Below are 23,341 nucleotides of genomic sequence, written 5' to 3'. Positions count from 1 at the left end.
GGCTGATGCAGACAAGACAACTGGCAGCTGTTGAATGATTGTAACAGTGAAGTATTTTACCAGAGCAATACTTATCCGATTAATCCCTGTACAGATAGTCGATTGAATGGCTATTATCTTGAATGTCAGGGGGACTGAAAGACGGGGTCTGTTTAATAGTATGAACAAGGCGCTAAGCGGGAGTCAGGAGCAGCTGATAGAAGACGCCCAATACAGTGAACGATCTAGCATCGCTGACTGCACAGGGAGCCACGCCAGAAAACAGTTTTAAGCGAGGGGCTTCGGCATTTTATACTGCCATGGCCGTAGTGATGTTCTTTTAAACAGGGTAATGTTCCAGTTACACAGCTCAAAAGATATTGACAGGTCTTTTATTTATATTATATAATTTTGGTGCTATACAAGTGTGATAGTGCAATAAATGAGTGGGTATGAGCATGAGGATAATCAGCTGATTGTCCGGGTGAACATACAAATAAACTGATGATATATCTTATTTAATGACACAATCAATTGCTTTACAGACAGGGAGACGAGAGGTAACTGGAGGAGAGACCCATCAGAAAAAATCAGTTGGAAGCCGAAATCAGTAAAGCATTGACGCAATGGGAAAAAGAATTTCTAGGCAGAGGTTCTGTGCTGGTCAAGACCGATATATTGAGAGATATGGTCATTGTTGTTCTGCAGGGTATCCTGACGCCAGCAGAATATACATTGTCGCAAACACCAGAAGGTTTAGTATCCATAAAAAAAATCCGTGCAGATCTGGTTGAAGCGGGCAGGGACCAACTGGATGAAATCATAGTGAATTTAACGGGTGAGAAAGTTTTGTCTTTTCATACCGATATCAGTACTAGAAGCGGTGAGAGAATCATGCTGTTTAAGCTGGCGGCTGATTTAGAAAGCAAACTGATAATTAAATAAAGTAAATGAATTGGGAGAACGGAAAAGGTCCATTTTATCGTTAAGATATAAGGACAGTTGAAGTTAAACCGACTATTTTTGACTTGAGGAGTAACAGGCACAGGTAAAGAGTGCCGATCTTATTCCAGTTAAAAATGGTCGGTTTTTGTTTTTTGTAAAATCTAAGTCTCTATGGAAACTAATGAATAAAAGGCAACGAGGAAAATAAAAAAGTCAGTGCCCTATGTAAGCAGTGTCAGGGGACTTTATGCCAATTAAAGGAGAACAAATATGAATGCACTACACACAACACTCAGTAATCTGTCATCACCGGCTGTATTGTTCTTTATACTGGGAATTCTAGCGGCAGCCGTTAAATCTGATTTACGCATACCAGATTCACTCAGTTCAGGCATCACGATGTACATCCTATTATCCATTGGCTTAAGAGGGGGAATAGCAGTCAGTGAAAAGGGAATAGGGAATTTGTTTATATATATCATAGCGGCTGTAGCGATTGGAGTGGTAGTCACGTGCGTAGCTTACTTTGCCATGACCAAAACGGGTCTAGATTCCTCCAATGCTGGGTCCATAGCTGGACATTACGGCGCCTGTAGTAGCGTGACCATTACAGCGAGTCTTGTTTTTCTCCAGCAAACTGGCGCTCACTTTGAAGAGTTTGTACCTGCGCTGTATCCCTTTATGGATACAGCGGCGCTGCTTACAGCGATTACTTTGGGTCACATTGGACTAAAAAAAGAAACTGTAAAAGAGGGAGACAATGAACACAAAATCAGTACTATTTTAAAGACTTCATTAACAGGCCGGTCAACGCTTTTAATCATGGGAAGTTTCATGATTGGGCTACTGTCAGGAGCTGAAACGACAGAAGCTCTTCTACCTTTTTACAACAACCTGTTTAGTGGCATATTCACCTTGTTTATGCTTGATATAGGCATCTTGACTGGATCGAGACTGCATGAAATAAATCAAATCAAACCGGTCACCTTTTTCCTGGCGCTTGTCCTACCGCCACTGCATGCCGGCATAGCTCTCACCGTGGCGATGATGGTCGGATTAGGTCCTGGAGGATCGACAGTACTGGCTGCTCTGGCCAGTGGGGCCTCTGTGATTACGGCACCAGCGGTAATGAAAGATACCTTCCCCAAAGCCAATCCATCCTTGGCATTAGCAATTGCTTTAGGCATCATTTTTCCTTTCAATATCCTGCTGGGCATCCCTCTTTACTATCAGTGGGCTATGCTGATTGGATAAAGTGAAAAGCAGTTCGGTCTATGAAGAAAGAGGCTGTTTGGTTTGGCTGTCAAAAAAGGTAAAAACCTAAAAAGCCAGACAATAGGCCAATGAGCGCTCCGGCAATCACGTCCCGGGGGTAGTGTACACCCCCAATCACACGTAAAAAAGCCAGTAGTGCGCCCATCAGCATTAGTAGAAGGCCCAGTGGACGGTACACATTATAAAGGGTGGATGCAATCACAAATACAGAGAAAACATGACGGCTGGGGAAAGACTGACCCCTTGTTTCCTTTGGGATTGCGGGTACAAATCCCTCTACTTCGTACGGACGAGGAGCGTTGATCCATTTGCGAATCAGGGTGACCAGCATAAAAGACAAAGCGGGAGCGAGCAGGACTCTCCAGATCCTAGGATCACCGAGTGAGGACAAGCTGACAAGAACGAACGGATAGATTGTATAGACAAAATAGGTAATCCATTTATTGAGTTGTATGATACGTTTAGCTTGCATGAGACGACGTCATCCTTAATCTGTTTTTTATTTATCATATCATATGAGAACACCTGATATAACCGCTTTTATAAAGGATAGTTAGTAAGTAAGGTTTTCAGCCATAGTCCAGCTGAACTACAAGCGATCATGCTGGTTCACTGTGCATAAAAAAGCACATGAACCGGGTAAGTTCATTACCGGTCATGTGCTGAGTCATTGTTCTAAAATGTGATCATTCAGGTGACTTCTACAAGCTCTACTGGACCATGATCGTCACAGTGGTCTCCGTGGACGTGATGGAGGCGCCCATTCACGACATAATCATAGTGGTCACCGTGGGGGACAACTTCGTGCCCGCAGTCCTCATCATGTTTGCAGCCGCACGTCATTGGCTGGCAGCTGTCTGGATTCTTGTCACTGACTTCGATTTTACATTCATCCCAGTGTCCTTCATGAGCATGGTGGAGATGGCCATCGTGTACATAATCGATGTGGTCATGGTGCTTGATTTTTGTATGTCCGCAGTCCAGACTGTGCTGATGACTATGCTTACCGTGTTTTGTACATGGTTCAGTCATTTTAATCCTCTCCTTTGAATGTTGGCAGACAAGTATAAGTCAGTAAAGGCAGACACTAAAAGAGTATGCCTTATCTTTATATTAGAACACTCTCATTAAATTGTAAAGTTTAAAGTCATATACATAAAAAAAGGCAGCGGAAAAACAATTAATAACTCGACGACTCTGGTTATGCAGCACTTTAAGTAAGCATAGGACTCAAGCGGTTCTTTTGTTAAGCTGATTATGCCTTCTCAAAGACCAGTAAGTCGGTTATACTTAACATAAGCTGAATAAAGGACTAACGTGTTATTTTTTTTAAAAGTGCCTGTAAAGCGATATATTAGATACCCGGCTTGTGCAGTAAAGGCTGGATTGAAGAATCAAGATAATCATATTTAAGGGGAAAGGATGTAATTGAGTGGATGGACATGTATTATTTACAGTAAGTGTCGGGATCTGGGTTCTGATGGAGACTTTTGTCTTCTTTGGACTGAATAAAGGAACAAGTAAAGCCAATAAGGAAAACAAAAGTAAGCTGATCATTCTCACCCTTATTATTTTTGGGGTAATGGGGCCGGTGTTTCTTGATCCGACAGCGGAAGCCGCTTTCCAGGCTTCATTTAACTGGTTCAGATACTTTGGAGTTCTGTTGGTTTTGCTTGGGGTTGGCCTGAGATTTACAGCTATACGGCAGCTAGGTATTTCATTTTCAGTTAATGTAGGTGTACCGGAAGGAACGGATTTGAAGTGTGATGGACTCTACGGTCTAGTCAGGCACCCTTCCTATACAGGTGAACTAGTCTCCTTTTTGGGAGTAGCAGTTGTTTACTCTCATCCAGTAGCTTCCTTGTCGGCTTTTTTACTCCCGGCAGCAGCATTTTTGTACCGTATCCATACAGAAGAAAAAATACTGATTGCTTCTTTTGGGGAAAGGTACAAAGAGTATCAAAAAGAAACAAAAAAAGTCATCCCTTTTCTTTACTGACTTTTTGTACAGTGCAAAACTAGCGAAGTAGGTCTGTGGATGCCAGCGTTCTGTTTATCTCTTGGATAAACGGGGCGCTTATTTTTACTATCCGTAGTTATCTATAGTTGATAAGGATATTTTACTTTGAAGATAACCAGATGAGGCTGCTGAGTACACTGCTTAAAGGAGTAGTTTCTTTGTGGTAAAATAGAACACGTGAAAACTATCAGCGAAAAAGGGGAATAACAGTGAAACTTATTACATGGAATATCGATTCACTAAATGCAACACTGACCAGCGACTCTGCAAGAGCTTTGATGTCAAGAGAAGTCATACAGACGATTATTGAAGAAGACCCGGATATCTTGGCCATTCAGGAAACTAAACTGCCTAGGACTGGACCGTCAAAGAAACACAAGGCTATTCTAGAAACATTGTTTCCTGGTTATGACTATGTATGGAACGTGTCAGAAGAACCAGCTAGAAAAAGCTATGCGGGAACTATGTTTCTCTATAAAAAGGACCTTCAGCCATCAGCCGATTTTCCAAAGATAGGAGCGCCGGATACGATGGATGCAGAAGGTCGGATTATTACTCTGGAGTTCGAACAGTTTTATGTGACTCAGGTCTATACGCCAAACTCAGGATCTAATCTTGTTCGTCTGAATGAACGCCAGAAATGGGATGAGAAGTATGCTGCTTATCTCACAGAGCTGGACAGCAAAAAGCCTGTGCTAGCCACGGGAGATTTCAATGTAGCACATAAAGAAATAGACCTGGCTCATCCTGACCGCAATCGCCGCTCAGCCGGCTTTACAGATGAAGAGCGAGTAGGCTTTACTCATCTTCTTTCCCGAGGCTTTATAGATACCTTCCGTCACCTTCACGGAGACATCACTGGCCAGTATTCTTGGTGGAACCAACGGGCTAAAACAAGCAAGATCAACAATTCCGGCTGGAGAATCGACTACTGGCTGGTAAGTGAACGGCTCGCTGACAAGGTCAGTCGTTCGGCTATGATTGATTCGGGAGACCGTCAGGATCATACGCCTTTAGTACTAGAGATTGAAATGGGCGTTTAAATCTGATTGCCAATCGGTTAAAAAAAGATAAAACTATAATAAAAGCGGCAGTGAGTTAACTAGTGAGTTAACTCACTGCCGCTTTTATGGGTATCATAAAGGAAAAATCTTTGCGGTTTCGCTGGAGAAAAAATGGGTGAGCAAAGAAAAGCTAGCATACCACTTGATTTCTGCCTTCTAGTTTTGCTTTGTACAGCTTTTTATCGGCATCCAGAAGCATGGCTCCGGGGCTTGAAACCGCATCAGTTTTCTCACATATACCAATACTGGTGGTGGCTCGAATAGGCAGCTCATTGTAAAAAAGTGTTTGATTTTCAAAAGCTATCCTAAATTGTTCCACTGTGTTAAATGTTTCAACAGTTAAACTTTTATTCAGCAGTACCGCAAATTCTTCGCCCCCTAAGCGTCCAATAGGCGCTTCTGGAAAGTGCTCTTTAAGCAGGCGGCTGAATTTTCTAATGACCAGATCTCCTCCTCCGTGCCCCCAAGTATCATTGATCAGTTTAAATCGGTCCAAGTCAAGCATCAGCAAGATCAGCGGTTCGGACTTTTCTTCTGACAACTTGTAGGATTCTTCGAATAGTTCCATGAAGTAACGCCGGTTATAGAGCTGGCTAAGCTCATCGATCCGGGCCATTTGCTGAAGCTGAAGCATCATCTTTTTACGTTCGGTAATGTCGGAAATGATTTTGATATAGGCTAATGGACGCTCATTGCGGTTATTCATGGGCCAGGTCATTATTTCATATATCCGCTGGTCAGGAGTCATAAAGGTTTCGACTACATTACTGGCTATTTTTTCCTGCAGAGAAGCACGCTTAAGCAAAAGATTCTTCAGGCTAGAACCAGTGAGATCAATGTCCAGCTTTTGGAAGAGGCTGACGGCCTGGAGGTTATAATCAAGGACATTATTGGACAAATCTAAAACGAGCATCGCATCAGCTCCTTCTTCAAAAATACGTGCCCGAGCCAGGCTTTTGACTTCCAGAAAGTCGTAGGTATAAATAGAAATCATGATCAAAATCAAAGAAAGTGGAAGGACCAGGGCAGTATAGTCAAGAGCAGATATCCAGGTGCCAGACAGGATCATTGTCATACCGGCGTATGGAACCACAAGAGCAATAAGCAGCAGCAGATTGCGTCGGTTATTTTCCTTGTGTCCTTTCTTAAAATCCTTAATAAGTAAAGTCAGGATCAAACCAGTGACCAGACTGCTGTGAAGGGTATGGATGTAATACCATGGACCTTTGCCTAATGACAGAAAGCGTCCTGCTGGATAGGCCATTATTTCCATCGAAGAATAAAATAACTGGTGCCAGGTGTTGGTCAGACGGATCAGAGCTGTCAGAACGGGGACAAGCAGCAGAACAATGAGTTGAGTTCTGTTTAGGTAACGATCTCGCTGCAGATAGGACGTAGAGACCAGTAGCCATAAGGTTGGAATAAAAGGGATCGCAATGTATTGGATCTGATTCCAGAAAATCATATCTGCCAGCTCAATACTGTGCAGTTCCATCATGTAGCCAAGCAGATAAATACTGAGGCCCAGGCAGAACCAGAAGAAATATTTCATGTAAGAGATATTGGAACGCATCATCACATAGGAGCAGAAAAAGAGAGTCATTAAAACAGCAAAAAATAGGTAGGCACTGAGCATATGTATCATCATAAATAATTCCTCGTCTCCAAGGTGAAGCAAGCCCGTCGGGTAATATCGGGATTACTTGACTCAATTTTTAAAATATGGGAATTTACTTATATTGTATCATTATGCAACTTAATTAGGTAATTATTTCTTTTAGTAAATTACTTTAAATTTGAGCGTGCTTATGATCTGTTTTATTAAACATATCAGAGGGTGAAATGAATATAAATTCAGCCATTCCTTACTTGCATTTTTTTCAAGAATCGTCATATAAAGGAACAGGTCCCAGCGTCTTCTTAGAAGTGCTCAGAAGGAAAGTATATAATGGTGGAAAGTATATTAGACGAAGAAAGCACTATACAGCATGGCAGTGGAAAGTATATTAGACGAAGAAAGCACTATACAGCATGGCAAACGAATAGAATAGGTTTCAGGAGGCTTGGGATGAATATAGTTGTCGAGAAACGAACGTTCAAAACTATTCCCTACTTGCTTTACAGAATGGAAGGCAGTCAGAAAGAAAAACAGCTGGTCATCATCAGTCACGGGTACAATTGCGATAAATACGAAGAGGCCCCGATGGCTCTTCAGCTTGCCTTGGAAGGATTTCACGTTCTCACCTATGATCTGGCTGAGCATGGGGAGAGAAGCGGCGTGTCAACTGATTCTCCTGAAGTAAATGTGGCTTTGGGGCAGACAATGATGCGCGTCATCGACCGAAGCTATACAGATCTGGAACAACTGATCGAGCGGTTCAGCAATGACAGCAGAGTTGACAGGAATCGCATTATTCTTGTGGGCGTGTCTCTTGGAGCGATGTTGACCTACTATGCTTTAACAAAGAACAAGGATGTTCATGCGGCTGTTACTATGCTAGGCACCCCCGATTTTATAGGCGCCATCATGTACGGCATGGAAAAAGAGTCTCTTGCGGACTTTGTCTCATTACAGGAGCGGGAGCTGCTCAGTTATGCAAGCACACTCAACCCCTTAAATCATTTGTTAAAATACGAGCGACGTCCGATGCTAATCATGAATAACAGGTATGATGAGGATATTCCCTATGAGCCAGCACAATTATTCTATGAACGGCAGAAAGAAAAGTATCTGAGAGCAGGTGGAGATATTGACTTTCTGTTGTCTGAGGACTTTCATGTAGTCAATCAGGAGATGATAGCTTACTGCTCAAACTGGCTTCGACGTTTTTGGTGAATTAGTCGTGATAACTATAGGTGCTGACCGGTCTGTGTGCGTGATTTGATACGGGTGAACTTGACAAGAGAATCCATTTAAGCTAAAGTTCTAGAGTAGAAATTATCGGTAGGTGAGGCTACCACAGGGATACGGGTTACTGCCGCAAAGTAGTGGAGACACTATGAGTGGGCCAACAGTCCATATCGACTCAAGGTATGGAATAGTGTAACAACATTGCTCTGTGAAGCTAAAACTTGAACGATGGCTTTGTATACACGTGATGTTTATATTTGTGTTGCATGAAGTTCCAGTCATTGTTCAATCGATGACTGGAACTTTTTTTATTGGAGGTGAGGATGATGGAAGTTAGTGATGATCAATTATGTATGAAGGCGAGTGTATCAGCTATAGTATTGATAACTTTTCATCCGCAAAGGTCCTCTTTTAGAAAAGATTCTTTTCTTTAGGTTTCTGGCCTTTTCTGATACCTTGCTCTTTTTTAAGATCAGGCAAAACTAAGTATTACTGCCGGGTCTACACAAAAAATAGGAGGAACAGCTATGGAACTCATGGAATTTGCAACACGAATTATCGGAGCCCTTTTGCTTGGGATGACCATCGGTATAGAACGTCAGTGGAGACAGCGTATGGCAGGACTAAGAACAAATGCCCTCGTGGCCGTAGGAGCGTCTCTTTATGTTACCCTCTCAATGTTGGTGGAAACTGACTCCAGCCCGACTCGAATTGCTGCAGCAGTCGTTTCAGGCATAGGATTTTTAGGCGCGGGCGTAATTATGAGACAGGGAATGAATATCCAAGGGTTGAATACCGCGGCTACTCTGTGGTGTTCAGCTGCTATAGGGGTACTTTCCGGGGGAGGATACATCATGCAAGCTGCTATAGGAACTGCAGTAATATTAAATACAAATATATTGCTGAGATCTATTCAGGGAAAAATCAGTGATTATAAAATACATCATGAAGCAGTTGAACTGCCTTATAAACTTAGTTTAACTTGCAGCCAGGAAGACGAAAGTCATATACGCTCTCTACTGCTCAGCATGGTGGGCAATGGCCCTATGGCACTGACGTCCTTATCGAGTGAAGATAATAGAATCAGTTCGAAAAAAATTGAAGTGAACGCTCGTTTACTGGTTAATCAAGGAGAAAGACAATTGCTCGAACAAGTTGTTGGACGCTTGAGCTTGGAAAGTTCCGTCTCGGCCATCAGCTGGGAAGTATCAATTTAGAGAATAAACAAGCGGTTCAAGGCCATCATCATAAAGCCTGATTATTTTATCCAGAAACGAGCCGAAGTATATTGCTGACATGATAGGGAGGAGATTTGATGACTGAACGCACCAAAATAACGGATCTGTTTGGCGCGGAATTGGCAGTTATTTTAAGTGACAAAATAAGAGCAGTCCATCCGACTTTTGACAAGGAGGCTTATGTAGAAGCAATAAATAAGCAATGTGGACCTTTGAACTACACAAAGAGAGTAGAGCTGCATGCATCTGAACTTCACAATAACCTTCCAGTGGGGTATCCGCAGGCTCTAAATATTCTACTGTCCATTTTAGGCGAGGAAAATCGAAATGAGACCGGCATGTTCAAAGAATATTATTGGGTAATGCCCATTGGGAAATATGTGGAAGTATATGGACTTCAACATTTTGAGCTATCTATGCAGGCTATCGAGGAGATAACTAAGCGGAATACAGGCGAGTATGCTATTCGTGCGTTTGTGCGGCAGTATCCAAAGCAGACATTGGAACAAATGACCGAATGGGCCCAATCAGATAACTTTCACTTAAGAAGGCTTGCAAGCGAAGGTCTCCGTCCCAAGCTGCCCTGGTCAACCAAGCTGACTGTCTTTTTGAAAGAACCAGAGAAAGTGTTTGCCGTACTGGAATTACTTAAACAAGATGAGGTTATGTTTGTAAAAAGATCAGTTGCCAACCATATGACTGACTGGCTGAAAGTCAACCGAGAACCCACAGCTGAGTTGCTGAGAAGCTGGCGGGAGTCGGACAATGTGCATACGCAGTGGATTGTTAAGAAAGCGACTAAAAAAATTGAAATAGACACAGCTGATAGTTAACACAGGAAGAAGAGAGGCATGTGGATTTCCTTTTATATGTAGTTATTACATGTGAGAGGATTCCATTCTAGTCTTTATAATAAAAGCCAGCAGGCCTGCGTCCTAAGGTGAAAAAGAGGCGCAGGTCTTTGTGCACAGAAACGAGAGATAAGCGAAAATGTGTCTCTCTCCAGGTTAAGAGGAGATGTTTTACAAGTGGGTTAAGCGCTTTATTTTTACTCGTTTTTGTGCTATCTTAGAACATGTACGGTGAAGACTACAGCTGTCCTTAACTGCGTGTCATTTTGAAAAAAAGGTAATAACAGAGGGGATTATTCAAAAGTATAGATTGAATTCAGCGATACATAGACAAGGAGGATAAGGGTGTTACATTTAAAAAATGAGCGACTAGAGATTGAAATCCAGGAACCCGGAGAAATCTATGCGGGGTCCCGATTTGACTGGACAGGTTTTATAACTCAAATTACCCTGGACGACACTGTGACATACTGTGTTCCGGAACAACAGAAAAAAGGTAAAGGAACGGGTGGACTGGGGTTCTGTAATGAATTTGGCATAGACAAACCTATTGGCTACAACGCTATTAAAACAGGAGAGTTTTTTCCGAAAATTGGTGTAGGCTTGTTGAAGAAAGAAACCGAAGAAGCCTATGACTTTTTCAAGGCATACGAGCTGATTCCATCGGATGCCACGGTTGAAAAAAATCAGAATACTCTGCGATTCAAGTCAGAGGCTTCCAGTTCAAGTGGATATGGGTACCACCTGATTAAAGATGTCACGCTCGAAGTTAACCGCTTAACTTTGAGCTACGAACTGACCAACACGGGAAGCCAGCCCCTTGTAACGACTGAATATTCACATAATTTTATAGGAATCAACAATCAGCTAATTGGTCCTGAATATGAGCTGAGCTTGCCTAAAATGACGGCTATTGATGTCGCTGTAGGTTCTGTTGACAGAGAGGGACAGAAGTTGACTTGGGGGGAGACTCCCGAAGCTGATTTCTACGCAGCGATTGAATGGAATCACAAGGATGGCGACTGCAACTGGAATCTATATCACAAACAAATTTGTGCGGGGGTCAGAGATATTTCTGTTTTGACGCCATCCAAAGTAGCGCTTTGGGGGTATACCCATGTTGTTTGCCCGGAACTGTTCATTGACATCGATTTAAAAGCCGGCGAAACAAAAAAGTGGGAACGGGTTTATGAGTTCTATCAAAATAGATAAACCAAACTTTCGTCCTGTCAGACAACTTTTTTTAAACAATAAACAGATTCGATACTAAAAGTAAGATGAGTAGACAAAATAGATACAGAAAGGAAATAATTATGACTCAAGAAAATGTATACCTGGGTAACACCCCGCTAAAGGATTTGGAAAAAGAGGTGGAACTGGAAACAGTTAGCCTCAATGATGAAACTTATTTTAAAATTGAAAACTACGACGAAATGAATCCCTTTTTCATGACCGTTGTTTCTGATGTTGACCACTGGATGTTCATTTCCAGCACGGGAGGTCTGACTTGCGGACGTAAAAATGCTGAATCAGCCCTTTTCCCATATGATACGGATGATAAGATTCACGACAGTTTTGAAACAACGGGATCCCATACAGTACTGATCCTTGAAAAAAATGAAAAGCAGTATCTGTGGAAGCCTTTTTCCAGACACAACAAAGATGTCTATCGTATAACTAGAAATCTTTATAAAAACACGACCGGCAACAAGATTAGGTTTGAAGAAGTCAACCATGACTTAAATATCAAGTATGCCTATACCTGGAAGAATACGGAAGCTTTTGGTTTTGTCAAAACGTCTGAACTGACCAACTTGACAGAAGGCGGTACAGACGTTCGTATCCTCGACGGAATCCGTAACATCCTACCTTATGGCGTCAACACTTTGCTTCAGACGACCAAAAGTACTTTGGTCGACGGTTACAAACGCTGTGAGCTGATTGAAAAAGCAGGACTGGGGATATATAATCTGAGCTCGATTTTGACAGACAAGGCAGAGCCAAGTGAATCCCTCACGGCTACAACGGTCTGGTCCAAAGGGTTAGATAATCCGACTTATCTGTTGTCAGAGCAGCAGATTGTGACCTTTGCGAAAAATGAGGCAATTCAAACAGAAGAGGATGTCAAAGGTAGAAGAGGGTCTTACTATGTTGCTGAAACTGTGAATCTTTCAGGACAGGAGACAAAAACGTGGTCCATCATTGCTGAACTGAATCAGAGTGCCTCTCAGATCGAAGAATTGATTCAGACCATCACTTCAGATGAGCAGCTGCTTGAAAAGGTGGAAGCCGATGTATCCAAGGGCGACCGCCACCTGCGGAAGCTGGTCTTTGAAGCAGACGGTTTTCAGCAAACGGCTGATGAAAAAGCCAGTTTCAGACACTTTTCCAATACTCTCTATAACATTATGCGTGGCGGGATTTATGCGGATGGATATACAATCGATAAAAAAGATTTCAAGGCCTTTGTCCATAACTGGAACAAAGACATCTATATGCAGCAAAAAGACTTCCTGGATGATATGCCTGAAACCATAGACTACAATGAGCTCCTTGCTCAAGCAGCAGAATTAGACAGCCCTGACTTTGAGCGACTGGTATTTGAATATCTGCCATTAACATTCAGCCGGCGTCACGGAGATCCAAGTCGTCCGTGGAACAAGTTCAATATAGAAGTTGTAAAAGAAGATGGCGGAAAAGAACTGAAATACGAAGGGAACTGGCGGGACATTTTCCAGAACTGGGAAGCCTTATCCTTGTCTTACCCAGCTTATACGGAAAGTATCATCGCCAAGTTTGTCAATGCTTCAACGGCAGACGGCTATAATCCTTATCGTATTACTAAAGACGGGATCGACTGGGAAACACTGGACCCTGAAGACCCCTGGTCAAATATCGGCTACTGGGGAGATCACCAGATCATTTACTTGCTTAAGCTGATGGAATTGTCTAAAGCATACAATCCAAAAAAACTTAAAGATCTGCTGCACAAGGAAGTCTTCGTGTACGCTAATGTTCCCTACCGTATTAAAGGGTTTGATGCTTTAGTAGCTGATCCGAGAAACAGTATCGAATATGATGACGTTAATGAAGCAGCCATCAGCAGCCGGACAGATAAAGTCGGTTCAGACGGCAAGCTGGTATATAGTCAAAATGATATCTATAAGGTCAACTTAATGGAAAAACTGTTGGTTACCCTATTGTCCAAATTTTCGAACTATGTTCCTGAAGGCGGCATCTGGATGAATACACAGCGTCCGGAATGGAACGATGCTAATAATGCTCTAGTAGGAAATGGCTTATCCATGGTGACACTGTATTACATGCACCGCTTCCAGGTCTATATGAATGAACTGCTAGAGGATATCGATAGAGACAGCATTGCCGTCTCAACAGAAGTTCTGAAGATGTTTAAGGATACCCAAGCGGTTCTAAAAGACAGCCGTAAGCATCTGGGCAGTCAGCTTACAGATCATACACGTTTTGAAATTGTTGAAACGCTAGGAAGAATTGGGGAAACATACAGAGAAGCTATTTATACTAATGGCTTTTCCGGAGACAAGGTAGATTTGTCTCTTGAGGAACTCAAAAACTTTATTGGCATTTCTATGGAACACCTGCAAGATTCTATTCGTAAAAACAAGCGTGAAGATGGTCTCTACCACTCTTACAACCTGATTCGCTTTAAGGACCGAGCCTGCAGTCTGTCTTACCTGTACGAAATGCTAGAAGGGCAAGTTGCTGTACTCAGCTCGAAAGCTTTGAGCGGTTCAGAAGCGAATGCTGTATTGAAAGCTTTAAGAAAGAGTGCAGTTTACCGTGAAGATCAGAACAGTTATATGCTGTATCCGAACCGCGACTTGCCGAAATTCCTTGAAAAGAACCTGATTCCCGAGGAGGCTGTTTATTCGTCTTCAATCTTAAAAAAGGAAGTGGAAGCTAAACGGTCGCGTTTTGTTGAAAAAGATGTCCATGGCAATTATCACTTTAATGGCCGCTTCAGAAATGGAGAAGAAATTGAAGCAGCTCTAAAGGCAACTGGAGAGTTTGCCAAAGCAGATATCAAGATGGTTGAAGAACTGTTCTCTGATCTTTTCAATCATCACGCTTTTACTGGACGTTCCGGAACCTTCTATAAATACGAAGGGCTGGGTTCTATCTACTGGCACATGGTATCTAAATTGGTACTGGTGACTCAGGAAAACTTCAATGCGGTTCATGCTGAGTCCGGGATGACTGAAGAGGCGAAAGAGCTTATGAAGGACTATGAAGAGACAAAAGCCGGCATCGGACTGGAGAAGTCGCCTGAAGAATACGGGGCCTTCCCAACTGAAGCGTACTCTCATACGCCAAGCTTTGCCGGAGTTCAGCAGCCGGGTATGACTGGACAAGTAAAAGAAGACTTTATTTCCCGACTGGACGAACTGGGAGTCAAAGTCACCGAAGGCCAAGTCTCTTTCGAACCTGTTCTTCTAAGAAAAGCAGAATTTCTGACAGAAGAGACGATATGGAATCTTCCAGCCAAAGACATCACAGAGACAACCGCAGTTAAACTGCCCGAGCAGTCTTTGGGCTTCACTTTCTGTGCCGTACCAGTAGTTTATACTTTGTCAGACAAACAGTCTGTAACCGTCATCTATACTAATGGAACAGAAAAGACTATGGACGAGACGCAGAAGCTGGATTCAAAAACAAGTCAGCAGCTGTTTGAACGATCAGGTGAAATTAGTCAGATCACTGTTTGTGTTGACTCAAGCCGGCTGATTTAAACTGTGTACCACGACTCCGTTTCTTTCGTAAATAAGAAGAAAAGCGCTGTCGAATGATAGAGTGACTCTGTTTGGCGGTATTTTCTTACTACCTATGGGTGATCATGTGAGGGTGGACAATAGTGGTAGATTCAAAACCAAAGAGCACAGTCACAAAAAATGATTATAGAAGAAATATAAAAATAACCGACTTCTCAAAGGAAGTCGGTTATTTTTTCGAATTCATCAAGCGAATCCTGAGCAGCTGTATAAATTTCAAAAAACTGTGGTTTAGCTTTCTCAAGTATCTCTTTAAGGCTCGGATCAAACTGACTCCCAAAGCCTTTTTCTATTTCACACAGGGCATCTTCCATAGACAATCCGTCTCTATAGGCTCTGGTTGACGTCATGGAATCAAAGGCATCAGCAATGGACAGAACACGCGCTTCAATCGGAATCAGGTATCCTTTGAGGCCAGTGGGGTATCCTTTACCATCCCAGCGTTCGTGATGGTACAGTACGCCATTTTTCAAGTCTTCCAGACCGTCAACTTTTTCAATCATTTGAGTTCCGAGGACGGTATGCGTTTTGATTTCTTTATATTCAATGTCTGTAAGTTTACCCGGCTTGGTCAAAATACTTTCAGAGACATGAATTTTTCCAATATCATGAAGGAGTCCGCTGAGTCTCAATTTTTTCATCCGATGAGGATCTTGAAACTCAGGAAGCTGAGCACCTAAAGCCATCGCATATTTGCTGACACGTTCGCTGTGACCAAAAGTGTACTGGTCTTTGGCTTCCATCGCAATGATAAAACTTTTGACAACCTGCTCGATTGTTTTCTCCAGCGATTCAACTACCGTATTGACTTGTTTATTGTAAAGCATGTTTAATTTGGCCAGCAGTAAATAGCTGAAGGTCGCAACGATAATATAAAGTAAAATCCTGTTTGAAATATCAATATTGTCTGCCGTGTTATCGATGGACGTGGGGAAAACAAAGCTGACAGTTGAGAGACTGATCAGACCAATCAGGGAATAGGAAAGCAGCAGTGAACGCTTACCGTAAAGACTGTTAATGATAGGAATCAGCAAAAAGTAACTCCAGGCCTCTGAGTAGCCGGAACCAAAATATAAACTGACAATAATATAGATAATAAAAATAAGGATAATATGCGTGTTGGTTCGGGTATGAAAGTGTGCAAAGCGAAAGAGCAGGACAATTCCTATGCCTACAACTAGAATAGTCAATAGTATACTCAAATCTGCCCTAGAATAGGGCAGATTGTACCACTGAAAAACAGAATTCCAGCCGATGCTCATGACAATATAAATCAGGGCAATCAATAAAATCTGACGGTTCAGACTCTGGTCATAATCCGAAACAAGATTTTTGAACAGTTTGTTGCGGACGTTTTCTATATTATTCATTAGGCATTCATCCTAGTTATGTATTTGGCGCTTATTTACACCATAAAGTGTATCACTTTTTTTGAAAAAAGACCATAAATATAAATAATGGTGCAAAAAAATTCAGAAAAAGCTTTTAATTCATGACAAAATTGTATTTAATAGAGGAGTAATGTGAAAAAAATGCTAAAGGAGTGTTTTTTGTTGGAAGCTAAAGAAGAGTACTGTTTCAGTGTCGTAGGGGATACGATGCTGAATGACGCTATTACCATGCACCATCAACGCTACCAGGAAGTCGGATTTTTTAAACAGGGAGAAGACGATCCTTATGTCGATCATTCAAAGTATTTTATTGTTCAAACTGAACCTGAAAAGAAAGTGGTAGGAGTCACTCGCCTCATTTTTATGCCTATGGATGAGCTGCCGTCCATCAGACATTTTAAAATATTTGATGACGAAAAGCTCAAGCTTGCTGGACTTGAGGCAGATAAATATGCAGAAATCAGTGCATTCACCAAGATGCCTCAGCATGATGTAGGATTGGGGCTGATCAGAACAGTACTGAATTACTCAATTAAAAACAATCTGACGCACTGGGTCTGCTGTATTGACGAACGTGTTTACCGCTATCTACACCGTATTTTCAAATTTCCTTTTGAAGTCATCGGTGAACCGAATGTATACCTAGGGTCGAAGACCATTCCTTGTCTACTGGATCTGAAAGAGTGCCTGGAGACTTTAAAAGTCAAACGTAAAAAACTGTACGACTACTTGACTGAAGAAGATTATACACTGGAGGATGCAAAATAATGATTAAAGATCAATTTTCAAGGAACTTAGGTATCATGTCAGAAGCAGAGGTACAGCAGCTGCACGATTCAACGGTTGCCATCGCCGGATGCGGCTGTATTGGAGGTTTTTCAGCTGAACTGCTCGCACGTATGGGTGTAGGCAGACTGATCCTGGCAGACCCGGATGTATTTGATGTATCTAATATCAATCGCCAGTGTGCCGCCACTCACCTTTCTGTCGGGCTGAAAAAAGCTGAAGCGCTAAAAAGTCATTTACTGGCAATCAATCCTGAACTGAAAATCGACTGTTACCTGGACGGGGTAACTGCAGAAAACGCCAATGCTTTTCTTGAGGGCGCTGACTATGTCATCGACGCCATTGATTATTTTGCTTTTCCGGAATCTGTGGCGCTGCACCGTGCAGCTAGACCTAAAAATCTTTTTATTACAACAGCTGTCGCTTTAGGTTTTGGGACTTCTGTCATGACGTTCTCGCCTACTGGCATGAAGCTTGAAGAGTATGTCGGCATACCCGAGGATATAACGATCGAAGCGCTCAAGGGACACACCTTCCCCCCTTCAGGCTACAGCAAGAGCCTGCCGGCCTATGCGACAGAAGAAAAAATTACCGAATGGATTCTAAATGAAACCATTCCGACTATCAGTGTCGGACAGGCACTGGGCCCCGGTGTTTTGGTTTCGAAACTAGTGTTGCATCTGCTCGGTCGCAAGCAGCCTGACATTGTACCCGAATTCTTTCAGCTACATCTGGAATAAGTGAGCGTGTCAGGGGATATAGTTCATTTAACGTATAGTCGGTTTGAAAAGAAGGGGTTGCGATAGGCGCCCAAATATAGCTATGGTGTCCAGTGAATCTAATAGCATCCGGAAAGGGGTCTAAACAGGCTCCTTTTTGCTTTGATATCAGGGGGAAGGTCTGAAGGGAAAGGCTGCATAGCCACCACAGAAACGTGAAGGCCATCAGTATGAGCGGCCATGGTGTATAATTTAATAAAGGAGTGAAAAAGTATGCGTGTAGTATGGTTCAGAAATGACTTAAGAGTACATGATCACCAGGCTCTTTATGATGCAGTAAAATCAGGAGAGAAAGTTCAGGGGGTGTATATATGGGATAAACGTTTTGAGGCGGAACAGACACCTGGTCTAAAGCGGATGGGACAACACAGGCAACGTTTTCTGGAAGAAAGCCTTGAGGATTTAAAACAGTCCCTCAGCATTCTGGGCATTGACCTAGTTGAGCTAAGAGGAAAAGGCAGCAAACTGCTGCCTGAGTGGCTGCAAGAGCAGTCAGTCCGAGATGTGTATGTCCATACTCATCCAGGAGTTGAAGAGAGTCAGGAGTTGGCTATGGTCCAGGAGAGCAGTCCTCAGGTACGCTGGCATATCAAGGAAGGACATATGCTGCTGAGAAAGGATCAGCTAGCAATGGATCTTAGTGAGTTCCCCATGTCTTTCACTCAGTTTAGAAAAAAGTTGGAGAAGGCCCTTCAGATTCCACAAAAAAATAGTGCCTACCATTCCGTTGAAAGAGAAGTGATCAAAGAAGCGCCTGTTCCTGATTGGATAAAAAAACAGCTTAATGCAGATAATAATAGAGCTTATAGTGCAAAAAGCAAGAGGGAAAACTTAGGAACAGATCCAGTCAAGGGGGGAGAAACAGCAGCTCTTAAGCGCCTGGAAACGTATGTGGGACAAGCAGACCGCCTCTTCAGCTATAAAGAGACTCGTGATGGTATGCTGTCTTTTGACGATAGTTCTAAGCTGTCTTTCTGGCTAGCTTCAGGGTGTCTGTCCCCGAAAAGAGTTTATCAGCGCATTTTGGATATGGAGAGTCAATCCAAGCGGAACGAATCCAGCTACTGGCTGTTTTTTGAGTTGCTGTGGAGAGAGTATTTTCAGTGGCTGCTCGTGGCCACTGGCAGTCGACTGTTCGAGCTGAGAGGTCTACTGGACTATGAAAGGCAGTGGTCTCATAATAACGAATATTTTGATGCCTGGAAAAACGGGCAGACGGGGTACCCGCTTGTAGATGCAGCCATGACTGAGCTGAAGAAGACTGGTTACATGAGCAATCGTTCCCGACAGAATACTGCGAGTTTTCTGACTAAAAATCTTGGTGTCAACTGGTTGTGGGGAGCCAGGTACTTTGAAGAGCAGCTGATCGATTTTGATACTGCTAGTAATTACGGGAACTGGGCCTATCAAGCGGGTGTAGGAACAGACACGCGAGAAATGAGAGCTTTCAATGTAATCAATCAGGGAATCCGTTATGATCCTAAAGGATTATATGTAAAACACTGGTTGGGTCTGCCATCCGATTTGCCAGGAAAAACCGTTTATGACCCTTATGCACTAATGAAAAAGACGGATTGGCACAAACCGATTGTTGAGCAGACCAGATCCCTTGAAGCACGCAAAAAAGAATGGGGACTGAGATGAAGAATGATGCTGATAGTTGAACACGACATATGATAAACTTGAAGCAAGACAGACTGATTAGGTCTGAGCCTCTTGGACCAGATATATTTAAGGGTAATGTCCGTTCTATAGAACCAGGATCGGACTGGAGAAACATGTGAAAAAATGAGCAGATAAGAGATAGGATAAAAACCAGAAAACAAGGTTCATAACACGATGTAATCATACATAAACTTTATGGAGGTGCTGCCATGTTTTACGGGGCAAAAAAGGGACAAGTCAAGATCGGGACAACAGAGATGGATTATGTCACATTCGGGAAAGGTGCGCAGCCGCTGGTAATTATACCGGGCTTATCGGACGGTCTGCGTACAGTCAAAGGTGCGCGTTTCACCATAGCGCGCATGTTTAGAGACTTTGCCAAAGACTTTAAAGTATATGTATTCAGCCGAAAAAATACTTTGTCAGAAGGGTATTCTACACGAGACATGGCTGATGACCTGAAGACGGCAATGATCAAAACAGGAATCAGTCAGGCAGATATTTTGGGTGTTTCACAGGGAGGAATGATTGGACAGCATCTTGCTGTCGATCACCCGGAAATGGTCCGCCGGCTTGTACTTGCTGTTTCGGTTTCCAGACCTAATCAGACGCTAGATCAGACGATTGGCCGCTGGATTGACTGTGCAGAAAGAGACGATTATCAAAGCTTCTTTATAGATTCTATAGAAAAAACGTATACAGAAGAAAAAGCGAAGAAATATCGACCGCTCTATCCAATACTGACTAGAATAGGAAAACCTAAATCTCTCGAGCGTTTCAAGATACAAGCCACTGCTTGCATAGAGCATAATGCATACGACAGCCTTCAGTTTATTACTCAGCCCACGCTTGTCATTGGAGGCGATACGGATCATGTAGTAGGCAAGGGCAGCAGCGAAGAGATGGCAGAAAGAATAAAAGAAAGCAAGCTTGTCCTCTATGAAGGTCTTGGGCACGGAGCATTTGATGAAGCCAATGACTTCAATGAACAGATTTTATCTTTTTTAAACCGGTGAATAGTCTCTTTATGTCAAAAGAGCATTGACTAGTGATGCATCTGGTTTGATCGGAGTGATGTAAATGTGTATTCGTATCTCTGTTTAAAGGAGACTTCACTGAGGGATTCCTTTTTATTTAGCTGAGTATGCTGAAAAGTCCCGACTTGTTTTCGATTTTTTATTAGAATCGGGTGCAACTGTACAGGAAAAATGATAATCTATTCATCGTAAAGAACAAACGTCTGCTAGTCTGGATGGGAGATAAGGTGAACATGGTGAAGGAAAAGCAAAATATATTCAGTGGGCGAACGGCCGTACTGGGGACTATGCATAAAAAAGAGCGAGTAATTGCGCCGCTGTTCAAGCACGCATTCGACATAGACGTAACTGTGCCGAGTAATTTTGATTCTGATCAGTTCGGAACGTTTACAAGGGAGGTTAAGCGCAGAGGAGACCAGCTAGAAGCAGCCAGGTATAAAGCGCAAAGTGCAATGGAAATAAGCGGTCAGACGCTGGCTTTGTCGAGTGAAGGAACATTTGGGCCACATCCGGCTATCCCTTTCTTTGCTGTCAACCGCGAATTGATATTACTATTGGATCAGAAAAATGACCTGGAAATCAGTGGTATGTCGGTTAGTACAGAAACAAACTTCAAGCACGGTCATGTCGCGAACTTCGATGAAGCTTTAGCTTTTGCCCTGGCTGCAGGCTTTCCAGAAGCGGGCATGGTCGTCAGATCAGCCGGACAGTCTGAGAAAACACAAAAATTATTCAAAGGAATTACTGATGAATGTAGCTTACAAAAAGCGGTACAGACAGTCCTGGATTGCTCAATAGACGGTACAGCATGCATCGAGACGGATATGAGGGCCTTGTACAATCCCAAACGTATGAAGGCTATACAGGCAGCAACACATGATTTAATCAAGAATATGAACAGTCTTTGCCCGGCCTGCAGCTGCCCCGGCTTTATGGTGACTGAACGGATCAAGGGCCTCCCCTGCGGGTGGTGCAGGCAGCCGACCCAACAAACACTGGCTTTGACCTATGCCTGCAGCCGATGCGGGCACAATGAAGACAGATATTATCCGGAAGGTATAGAGGAAGCGGACCCTGGAAGCTGCTCTTTCTGTAATCCATGAATACAACAGAAGAGGTTTGAACCGGCACCTGCCTTGTATAGAAAATTAAAAAGACGATAAGAAACCGCTGTTTCCCCTGAACGGAAAGGCAGCGGTTTTTTTGCACTATAAACGGACCAGCTGTTTAGAATAAATGGACATGAGCGGGTGTATATCAGGGGCTTGTTTCCTTTATGTCTGATACAATTAAAAATGAACCTGGTGAATTCATTTGTGACAGCATATTGCCGGGACATATTGATTAATTTTTGAGAAGGAGGAAAAAGAATGCAAGCAAAAACTAAGGCGTGGGTGAATCTAGGCCTACTTCTACTGACTCTCGTGGTCAACGCGATGGGGGCGATGGGTGTAATCAACGGCCTCTCGCAGGAAGAAATATCCGACCGGTATGCTACGCTAATTACGCCGGCATCATCCACATTTAGCATATGGAGCGTGATTTACACCCTACTTTTCATCTCAGTCATTGTGATGATCATCAAACACAAGTCACCTTATTTCGAAAAAGCCATTCATAAGATCAGTTATCTTTTTTGGGCTACTTGTGCATTCAATATTTTATGGATCGTTCTGTTCTCTTACCTGTGGATTGGCCTGTCCTCACTGTTTATTTTCATCTTCCTGCTGACTATGGTCACGATTGTCAAGCAGCTGGGTAAGATACACAGCAAAAAACGGTGGCTGTTGCCAGTAACCTTTGGTCTCTATGGAGGCTGGCTTTTGATTGCAACAGTAGTCAATATTGCGACCTGGCTGGTACAGATTGAATGGAACGGTTTTGGCATTGGAGACGAAGTCTGGAGCATCGTGATTCTTATTGTGGCTGTTCTGATTACCCTGGCCGTATCTTTGGACCTGCAGAATGCGGTCTTCCCGTTGCCGGTTGCTTGGGGATACTTTGGCATCTATAACAACCTGTTCGATCCTGAAGGGTATCAGGGAGACTTTACTCTGATCCAGTGGGTAGCACTCGCAGGTGCCGCGGTTCTCGTCGGTGTTGCTGCCGTACAGTTATACAAAAATACCTTTAGCGTTATGCCCAAAAAATCTTCACAGCTGAAATTTCAGGAAAGCTGACCTTTTGGTGTGCAGTATATGAAATCGTCCCTGTCCTCTAAAATATGAGGGCAGGGACGATTTTTTTGTTCAGACACATCTTGATATGTAAGCATGCTGAACTATAGTCGGCCTTGACATCAGGAGAGTGAATGATTTTAAAAAATTAAACAAAAATAAGCTATCAGCCAGTCGGTTTGATACAATATAGGTAGTAACTGCTTATTTGGTATTTGAATGCTAAAGGAACTTAGCCGATTCTCGGGAAAGGTTACAGGTATGGTGGTTCAATTCATTTCGTTGTCTATTGCTGGCCTTCCCTATATTTTTGCAGGCATGTGTAATCGCTCTATTTATAGTGGCAGACTGGGCTCAGGATTTAAGAATCGAGGTATAAATAGAATACGGTGAGGCAGTCCGGTAGGCACACAGCGGGATCAGCTCGTCTTTATCAAAACAGTGGCACTGGGAATAATGGATAGAAAAGGAGAAA

Annotated in this window: 19 protein-coding genes and 1 riboswitch; of the genes, 15 read left to right on the top strand and 4 right to left on the bottom strand. The window is 42.8% G+C overall.

The features are described from left to right. Positions 1-573 precede the first annotated feature (573 nt). Both ADIAL_RS07800 and ADIAL_RS07795 read left to right on the top strand, forming a co-directional pair. The gene (locus ADIAL_RS07800) at positions 574-924 is read left to right on the top strand and encodes a DUF2294 domain-containing protein (protein ID WP_269317774.1); all 351 of its coding nucleotides are present in this window, start codon (positions 574-576) and stop codon (positions 922-924) included. Positions 925-1,194: 270 nt separating this feature from the next. Further along, positions 1,195-2,178, top strand: coding sequence for a sodium-dependent bicarbonate transport family permease (locus ADIAL_RS07795; protein ID WP_034302212.1), 984 nt, complete (start codon positions 1,195-1,197; stop codon positions 2,176-2,178). A 49-nt stretch (positions 2,179-2,227) separates the two neighbouring features. On the opposite strand, the gene ADIAL_RS07790 is transcribed toward ADIAL_RS07795, so the two are convergent. Next, positions 2,228-2,671 carry a phosphatase PAP2 family protein gene (locus ADIAL_RS07790; RefSeq protein WP_051503814.1) on the bottom strand — a complete coding sequence of 148 codons (444 nt, stop codon included), beginning with the start codon at positions 2,669-2,671 and terminating at the stop codon, positions 2,228-2,230. A 218-nt stretch (positions 2,672-2,889) separates the two neighbouring features. Then, positions 2,890-3,231, bottom strand: a complete 342-nt coding sequence (locus ADIAL_RS11245) for a hypothetical protein (RefSeq protein ID WP_081757761.1) — start codon at positions 3,229-3,231, stop codon at positions 2,890-2,892. A gap of 400 nt (positions 3,232-3,631) precedes the next feature. On the opposite strand from ADIAL_RS11245, the gene ADIAL_RS11130 reads away from it, so the two are divergent. Together ADIAL_RS11130 and ADIAL_RS07775 are read left to right on the top strand one after the other, a co-directional pair. Next, positions 3,632-4,198 (top strand): methyltransferase family protein, encoded by a 567-nt coding sequence (locus ADIAL_RS11130; RefSeq protein ID WP_051503813.1) that lies wholly within the window; start codon positions 3,632-3,634, stop codon positions 4,196-4,198. Positions 4,199-4,428: 230 nt separating this feature from the next. Then, a complete protein-coding gene (locus ADIAL_RS07775; protein ID WP_034302207.1) occupies positions 4,429-5,262 on the top strand; it encodes an exodeoxyribonuclease III in 834 nt (277 codons plus the stop codon). Between the two features lie 151 nt (positions 5,263-5,413). Here the strand turns inward: ADIAL_RS07775 and ADIAL_RS07770 are convergent, their stop codons facing one another. Next, complete coding sequence (locus tag ADIAL_RS07770) at positions 5,414-6,931, bottom strand: histidine kinase N-terminal 7TM domain-containing diguanylate cyclase (protein ID WP_081757759.1); 1,518 nt, start codon at positions 6,929-6,931, stop codon at positions 5,414-5,416. 420 nt (positions 6,932-7,351) lie between these two features. On the opposite strand from ADIAL_RS07770, the gene ADIAL_RS07765 reads away from it, so the two are divergent. From ADIAL_RS07765 to ADIAL_RS07745, 5 genes are all read left to right on the top strand, one after another. Then, positions 7,352-8,119 (top strand): alpha/beta hydrolase family protein, encoded by a 768-nt coding sequence (locus ADIAL_RS07765; protein ID WP_034302201.1) that lies wholly within the window; start codon positions 7,352-7,354, stop codon positions 8,117-8,119. Positions 8,120-8,216: 97 nt separating this feature from the next. Next, positions 8,217-8,374, top strand: a riboswitch (M-box (ykoK) riboswitch). A gap of 287 nt (positions 8,375-8,661) precedes the next feature. Further along, positions 8,662-9,351, top strand: a complete 690-nt coding sequence (locus tag ADIAL_RS07760; RefSeq protein ID WP_034302198.1) for an MgtC/SapB family protein — start codon at positions 8,662-8,664, stop codon at positions 9,349-9,351. A 98-nt stretch (positions 9,352-9,449) separates the two neighbouring features. Then, positions 9,450-10,205, top strand: a complete 756-nt coding sequence (locus tag ADIAL_RS07755) for a DNA alkylation repair protein (RefSeq protein ID WP_034302195.1) — start codon at positions 9,450-9,452, stop codon at positions 10,203-10,205. A 363-nt stretch (positions 10,206-10,568) separates the two neighbouring features. Beyond that, positions 10,569-11,435: a hypothetical protein gene (locus ADIAL_RS07750; RefSeq protein ID WP_051503812.1), complete on the top strand. Its 867-nt coding sequence runs from the start codon at positions 10,569-10,571 to the stop codon at positions 11,433-11,435. Between the two features lie 101 nt (positions 11,436-11,536). Continuing rightward, entirely contained in the window at positions 11,537-14,992 is a 3,456-nt protein-coding gene (locus tag ADIAL_RS07745; protein ID WP_034302189.1) for a hypothetical protein, read from the top strand. 194 nt (positions 14,993-15,186) lie between these two features. Here the strand turns inward: ADIAL_RS07745 and ADIAL_RS07740 are convergent, their stop codons facing one another. After that, the gene (locus ADIAL_RS07740) at positions 15,187-16,401 is read right to left on the bottom strand and encodes an HD-GYP domain-containing protein (protein ID WP_051503811.1); all 1,215 of its coding nucleotides are present in this window, start codon (positions 16,399-16,401) and stop codon (positions 15,187-15,189) included. Positions 16,402-16,584: 183 nt separating this feature from the next. Here ADIAL_RS07740 and ADIAL_RS07735 point away from each other — a divergent pair, with 183 nt between their 5' ends. The 6 genes from ADIAL_RS07735 (at position 16,585) to ADIAL_RS07710 (ending at position 22,869) form a co-directional block, all read left to right on the top strand. After that, on the top strand, positions 16,585-17,190 hold the full coding sequence (locus ADIAL_RS07735) for an N-acyl amino acid synthase FeeM domain-containing protein (RefSeq protein WP_197017783.1): 606 nt from the start codon (positions 16,585-16,587) through the stop codon (positions 17,188-17,190). Then, positions 17,190-17,948 carry a ThiF family adenylyltransferase gene (locus tag ADIAL_RS07730; RefSeq protein ID WP_034302183.1) on the top strand — a complete coding sequence of 253 codons (759 nt, stop codon included), beginning with the start codon at positions 17,190-17,192 and terminating at the stop codon, positions 17,946-17,948. The genes ADIAL_RS07735 and ADIAL_RS07730 overlap by 1 nt, the downstream gene beginning before the upstream one ends. A 252-nt stretch (positions 17,949-18,200) precedes the next feature. Then, positions 18,201-19,631 carry a DASH family cryptochrome gene (locus ADIAL_RS07725; protein WP_034302181.1) on the top strand — a complete coding sequence of 477 codons (1,431 nt, stop codon included), beginning with the start codon at positions 18,201-18,203 and terminating at the stop codon, positions 19,629-19,631. Positions 19,632-19,861: 230 nt separating this feature from the next. After that, positions 19,862-20,668 carry an alpha/beta fold hydrolase gene (locus tag ADIAL_RS07720; protein WP_034302178.1) on the top strand — a complete coding sequence of 269 codons (807 nt, stop codon included), beginning with the start codon at positions 19,862-19,864 and terminating at the stop codon, positions 20,666-20,668. A gap of 254 nt (positions 20,669-20,922) precedes the next feature. Beyond that, positions 20,923-21,792, top strand: a complete 870-nt coding sequence (locus ADIAL_RS07715) for a DUF6671 family protein (protein ID WP_034302175.1) — start codon at positions 20,923-20,925, stop codon at positions 21,790-21,792. 267 nt (positions 21,793-22,059) lie between these two features. Next, entirely contained in the window at positions 22,060-22,869 is an 810-nt protein-coding gene (locus tag ADIAL_RS07710; protein ID WP_034302172.1) for a TspO/MBR family protein, read from the top strand. Positions 22,870-23,341: the final 472 nt, after the last annotated feature.

The organism is Alkalibacterium sp. AK22 (assembly GCF_000585255.1).
Taxonomy (GTDB): Bacteria; Bacillota; Bacilli; order Lactobacillales; family Carnobacteriaceae_A; genus Alkalibacterium.
This window is presented reverse-complemented; position numbering and strand designations above follow the sequence as displayed.

What these genes read in the sequence shown, in the direction of transcription:
- ADIAL_RS07795 (WP_034302212.1), top strand. Translation starts at nt 1,195, where the DNA reads ATGAATGCACTACACACAACACTCAGTAATCTGTCATCACCGGCTGTA.
- ADIAL_RS07790 (WP_051503814.1), bottom strand. Translation starts at nt 2,671, where the DNA reads ATGCAAGCTAAACGTATCATACAACTCAATAAATGGATTACCTATTTT.
- ADIAL_RS11245 (WP_081757761.1), bottom strand. Translation starts at nt 3,231, where the DNA reads ATGACTGAACCATGTACAAAACACGGTAAGCATAGTCATCAGCACAGT.
- ADIAL_RS07770 (WP_081757759.1), bottom strand. Translation starts at nt 6,931, where the DNA reads ATGATGATACATATGCTCAGTGCCTACCTATTTTTTGCTGTTTTAATG.
- ADIAL_RS07765 (WP_034302201.1), top strand. Translation starts at nt 7,352, where the DNA reads ATGAATATAGTTGTCGAGAAACGAACGTTCAAAACTATTCCCTACTTG.
- ADIAL_RS07760 (WP_034302198.1), top strand. Translation starts at nt 8,662, where the DNA reads ATGGAACTCATGGAATTTGCAACACGAATTATCGGAGCCCTTTTGCTT.
- ADIAL_RS07755 (WP_034302195.1), top strand. Translation starts at nt 9,450, where the DNA reads ATGACTGAACGCACCAAAATAACGGATCTGTTTGGCGCGGAATTGGCA.
- ADIAL_RS07745 (WP_034302189.1), top strand. Translation starts at nt 11,537, where the DNA reads ATGACTCAAGAAAATGTATACCTGGGTAACACCCCGCTAAAGGATTTG.
- ADIAL_RS07740 (WP_051503811.1), bottom strand. Translation starts at nt 16,401, where the DNA reads ATGAATAATATAGAAAACGTCCGCAACAAACTGTTCAAAAATCTTGTT.
- ADIAL_RS07730 (WP_034302183.1), top strand. Translation starts at nt 17,190, where the DNA reads ATGATTAAAGATCAATTTTCAAGGAACTTAGGTATCATGTCAGAAGCA.
- ADIAL_RS07725 (WP_034302181.1), top strand. Translation starts at nt 18,201, where the DNA reads ATGCGTGTAGTATGGTTCAGAAATGACTTAAGAGTACATGATCACCAG.
- ADIAL_RS07720 (WP_034302178.1), top strand. Translation starts at nt 19,862, where the DNA reads ATGTTTTACGGGGCAAAAAAGGGACAAGTCAAGATCGGGACAACAGAG.
- ADIAL_RS07715 (WP_034302175.1), top strand. Translation starts at nt 20,923, where the DNA reads ATGGTGAAGGAAAAGCAAAATATATTCAGTGGGCGAACGGCCGTACTG.
- ADIAL_RS07710 (WP_034302172.1), top strand. Translation starts at nt 22,060, where the DNA reads ATGCAAGCAAAAACTAAGGCGTGGGTGAATCTAGGCCTACTTCTACTG.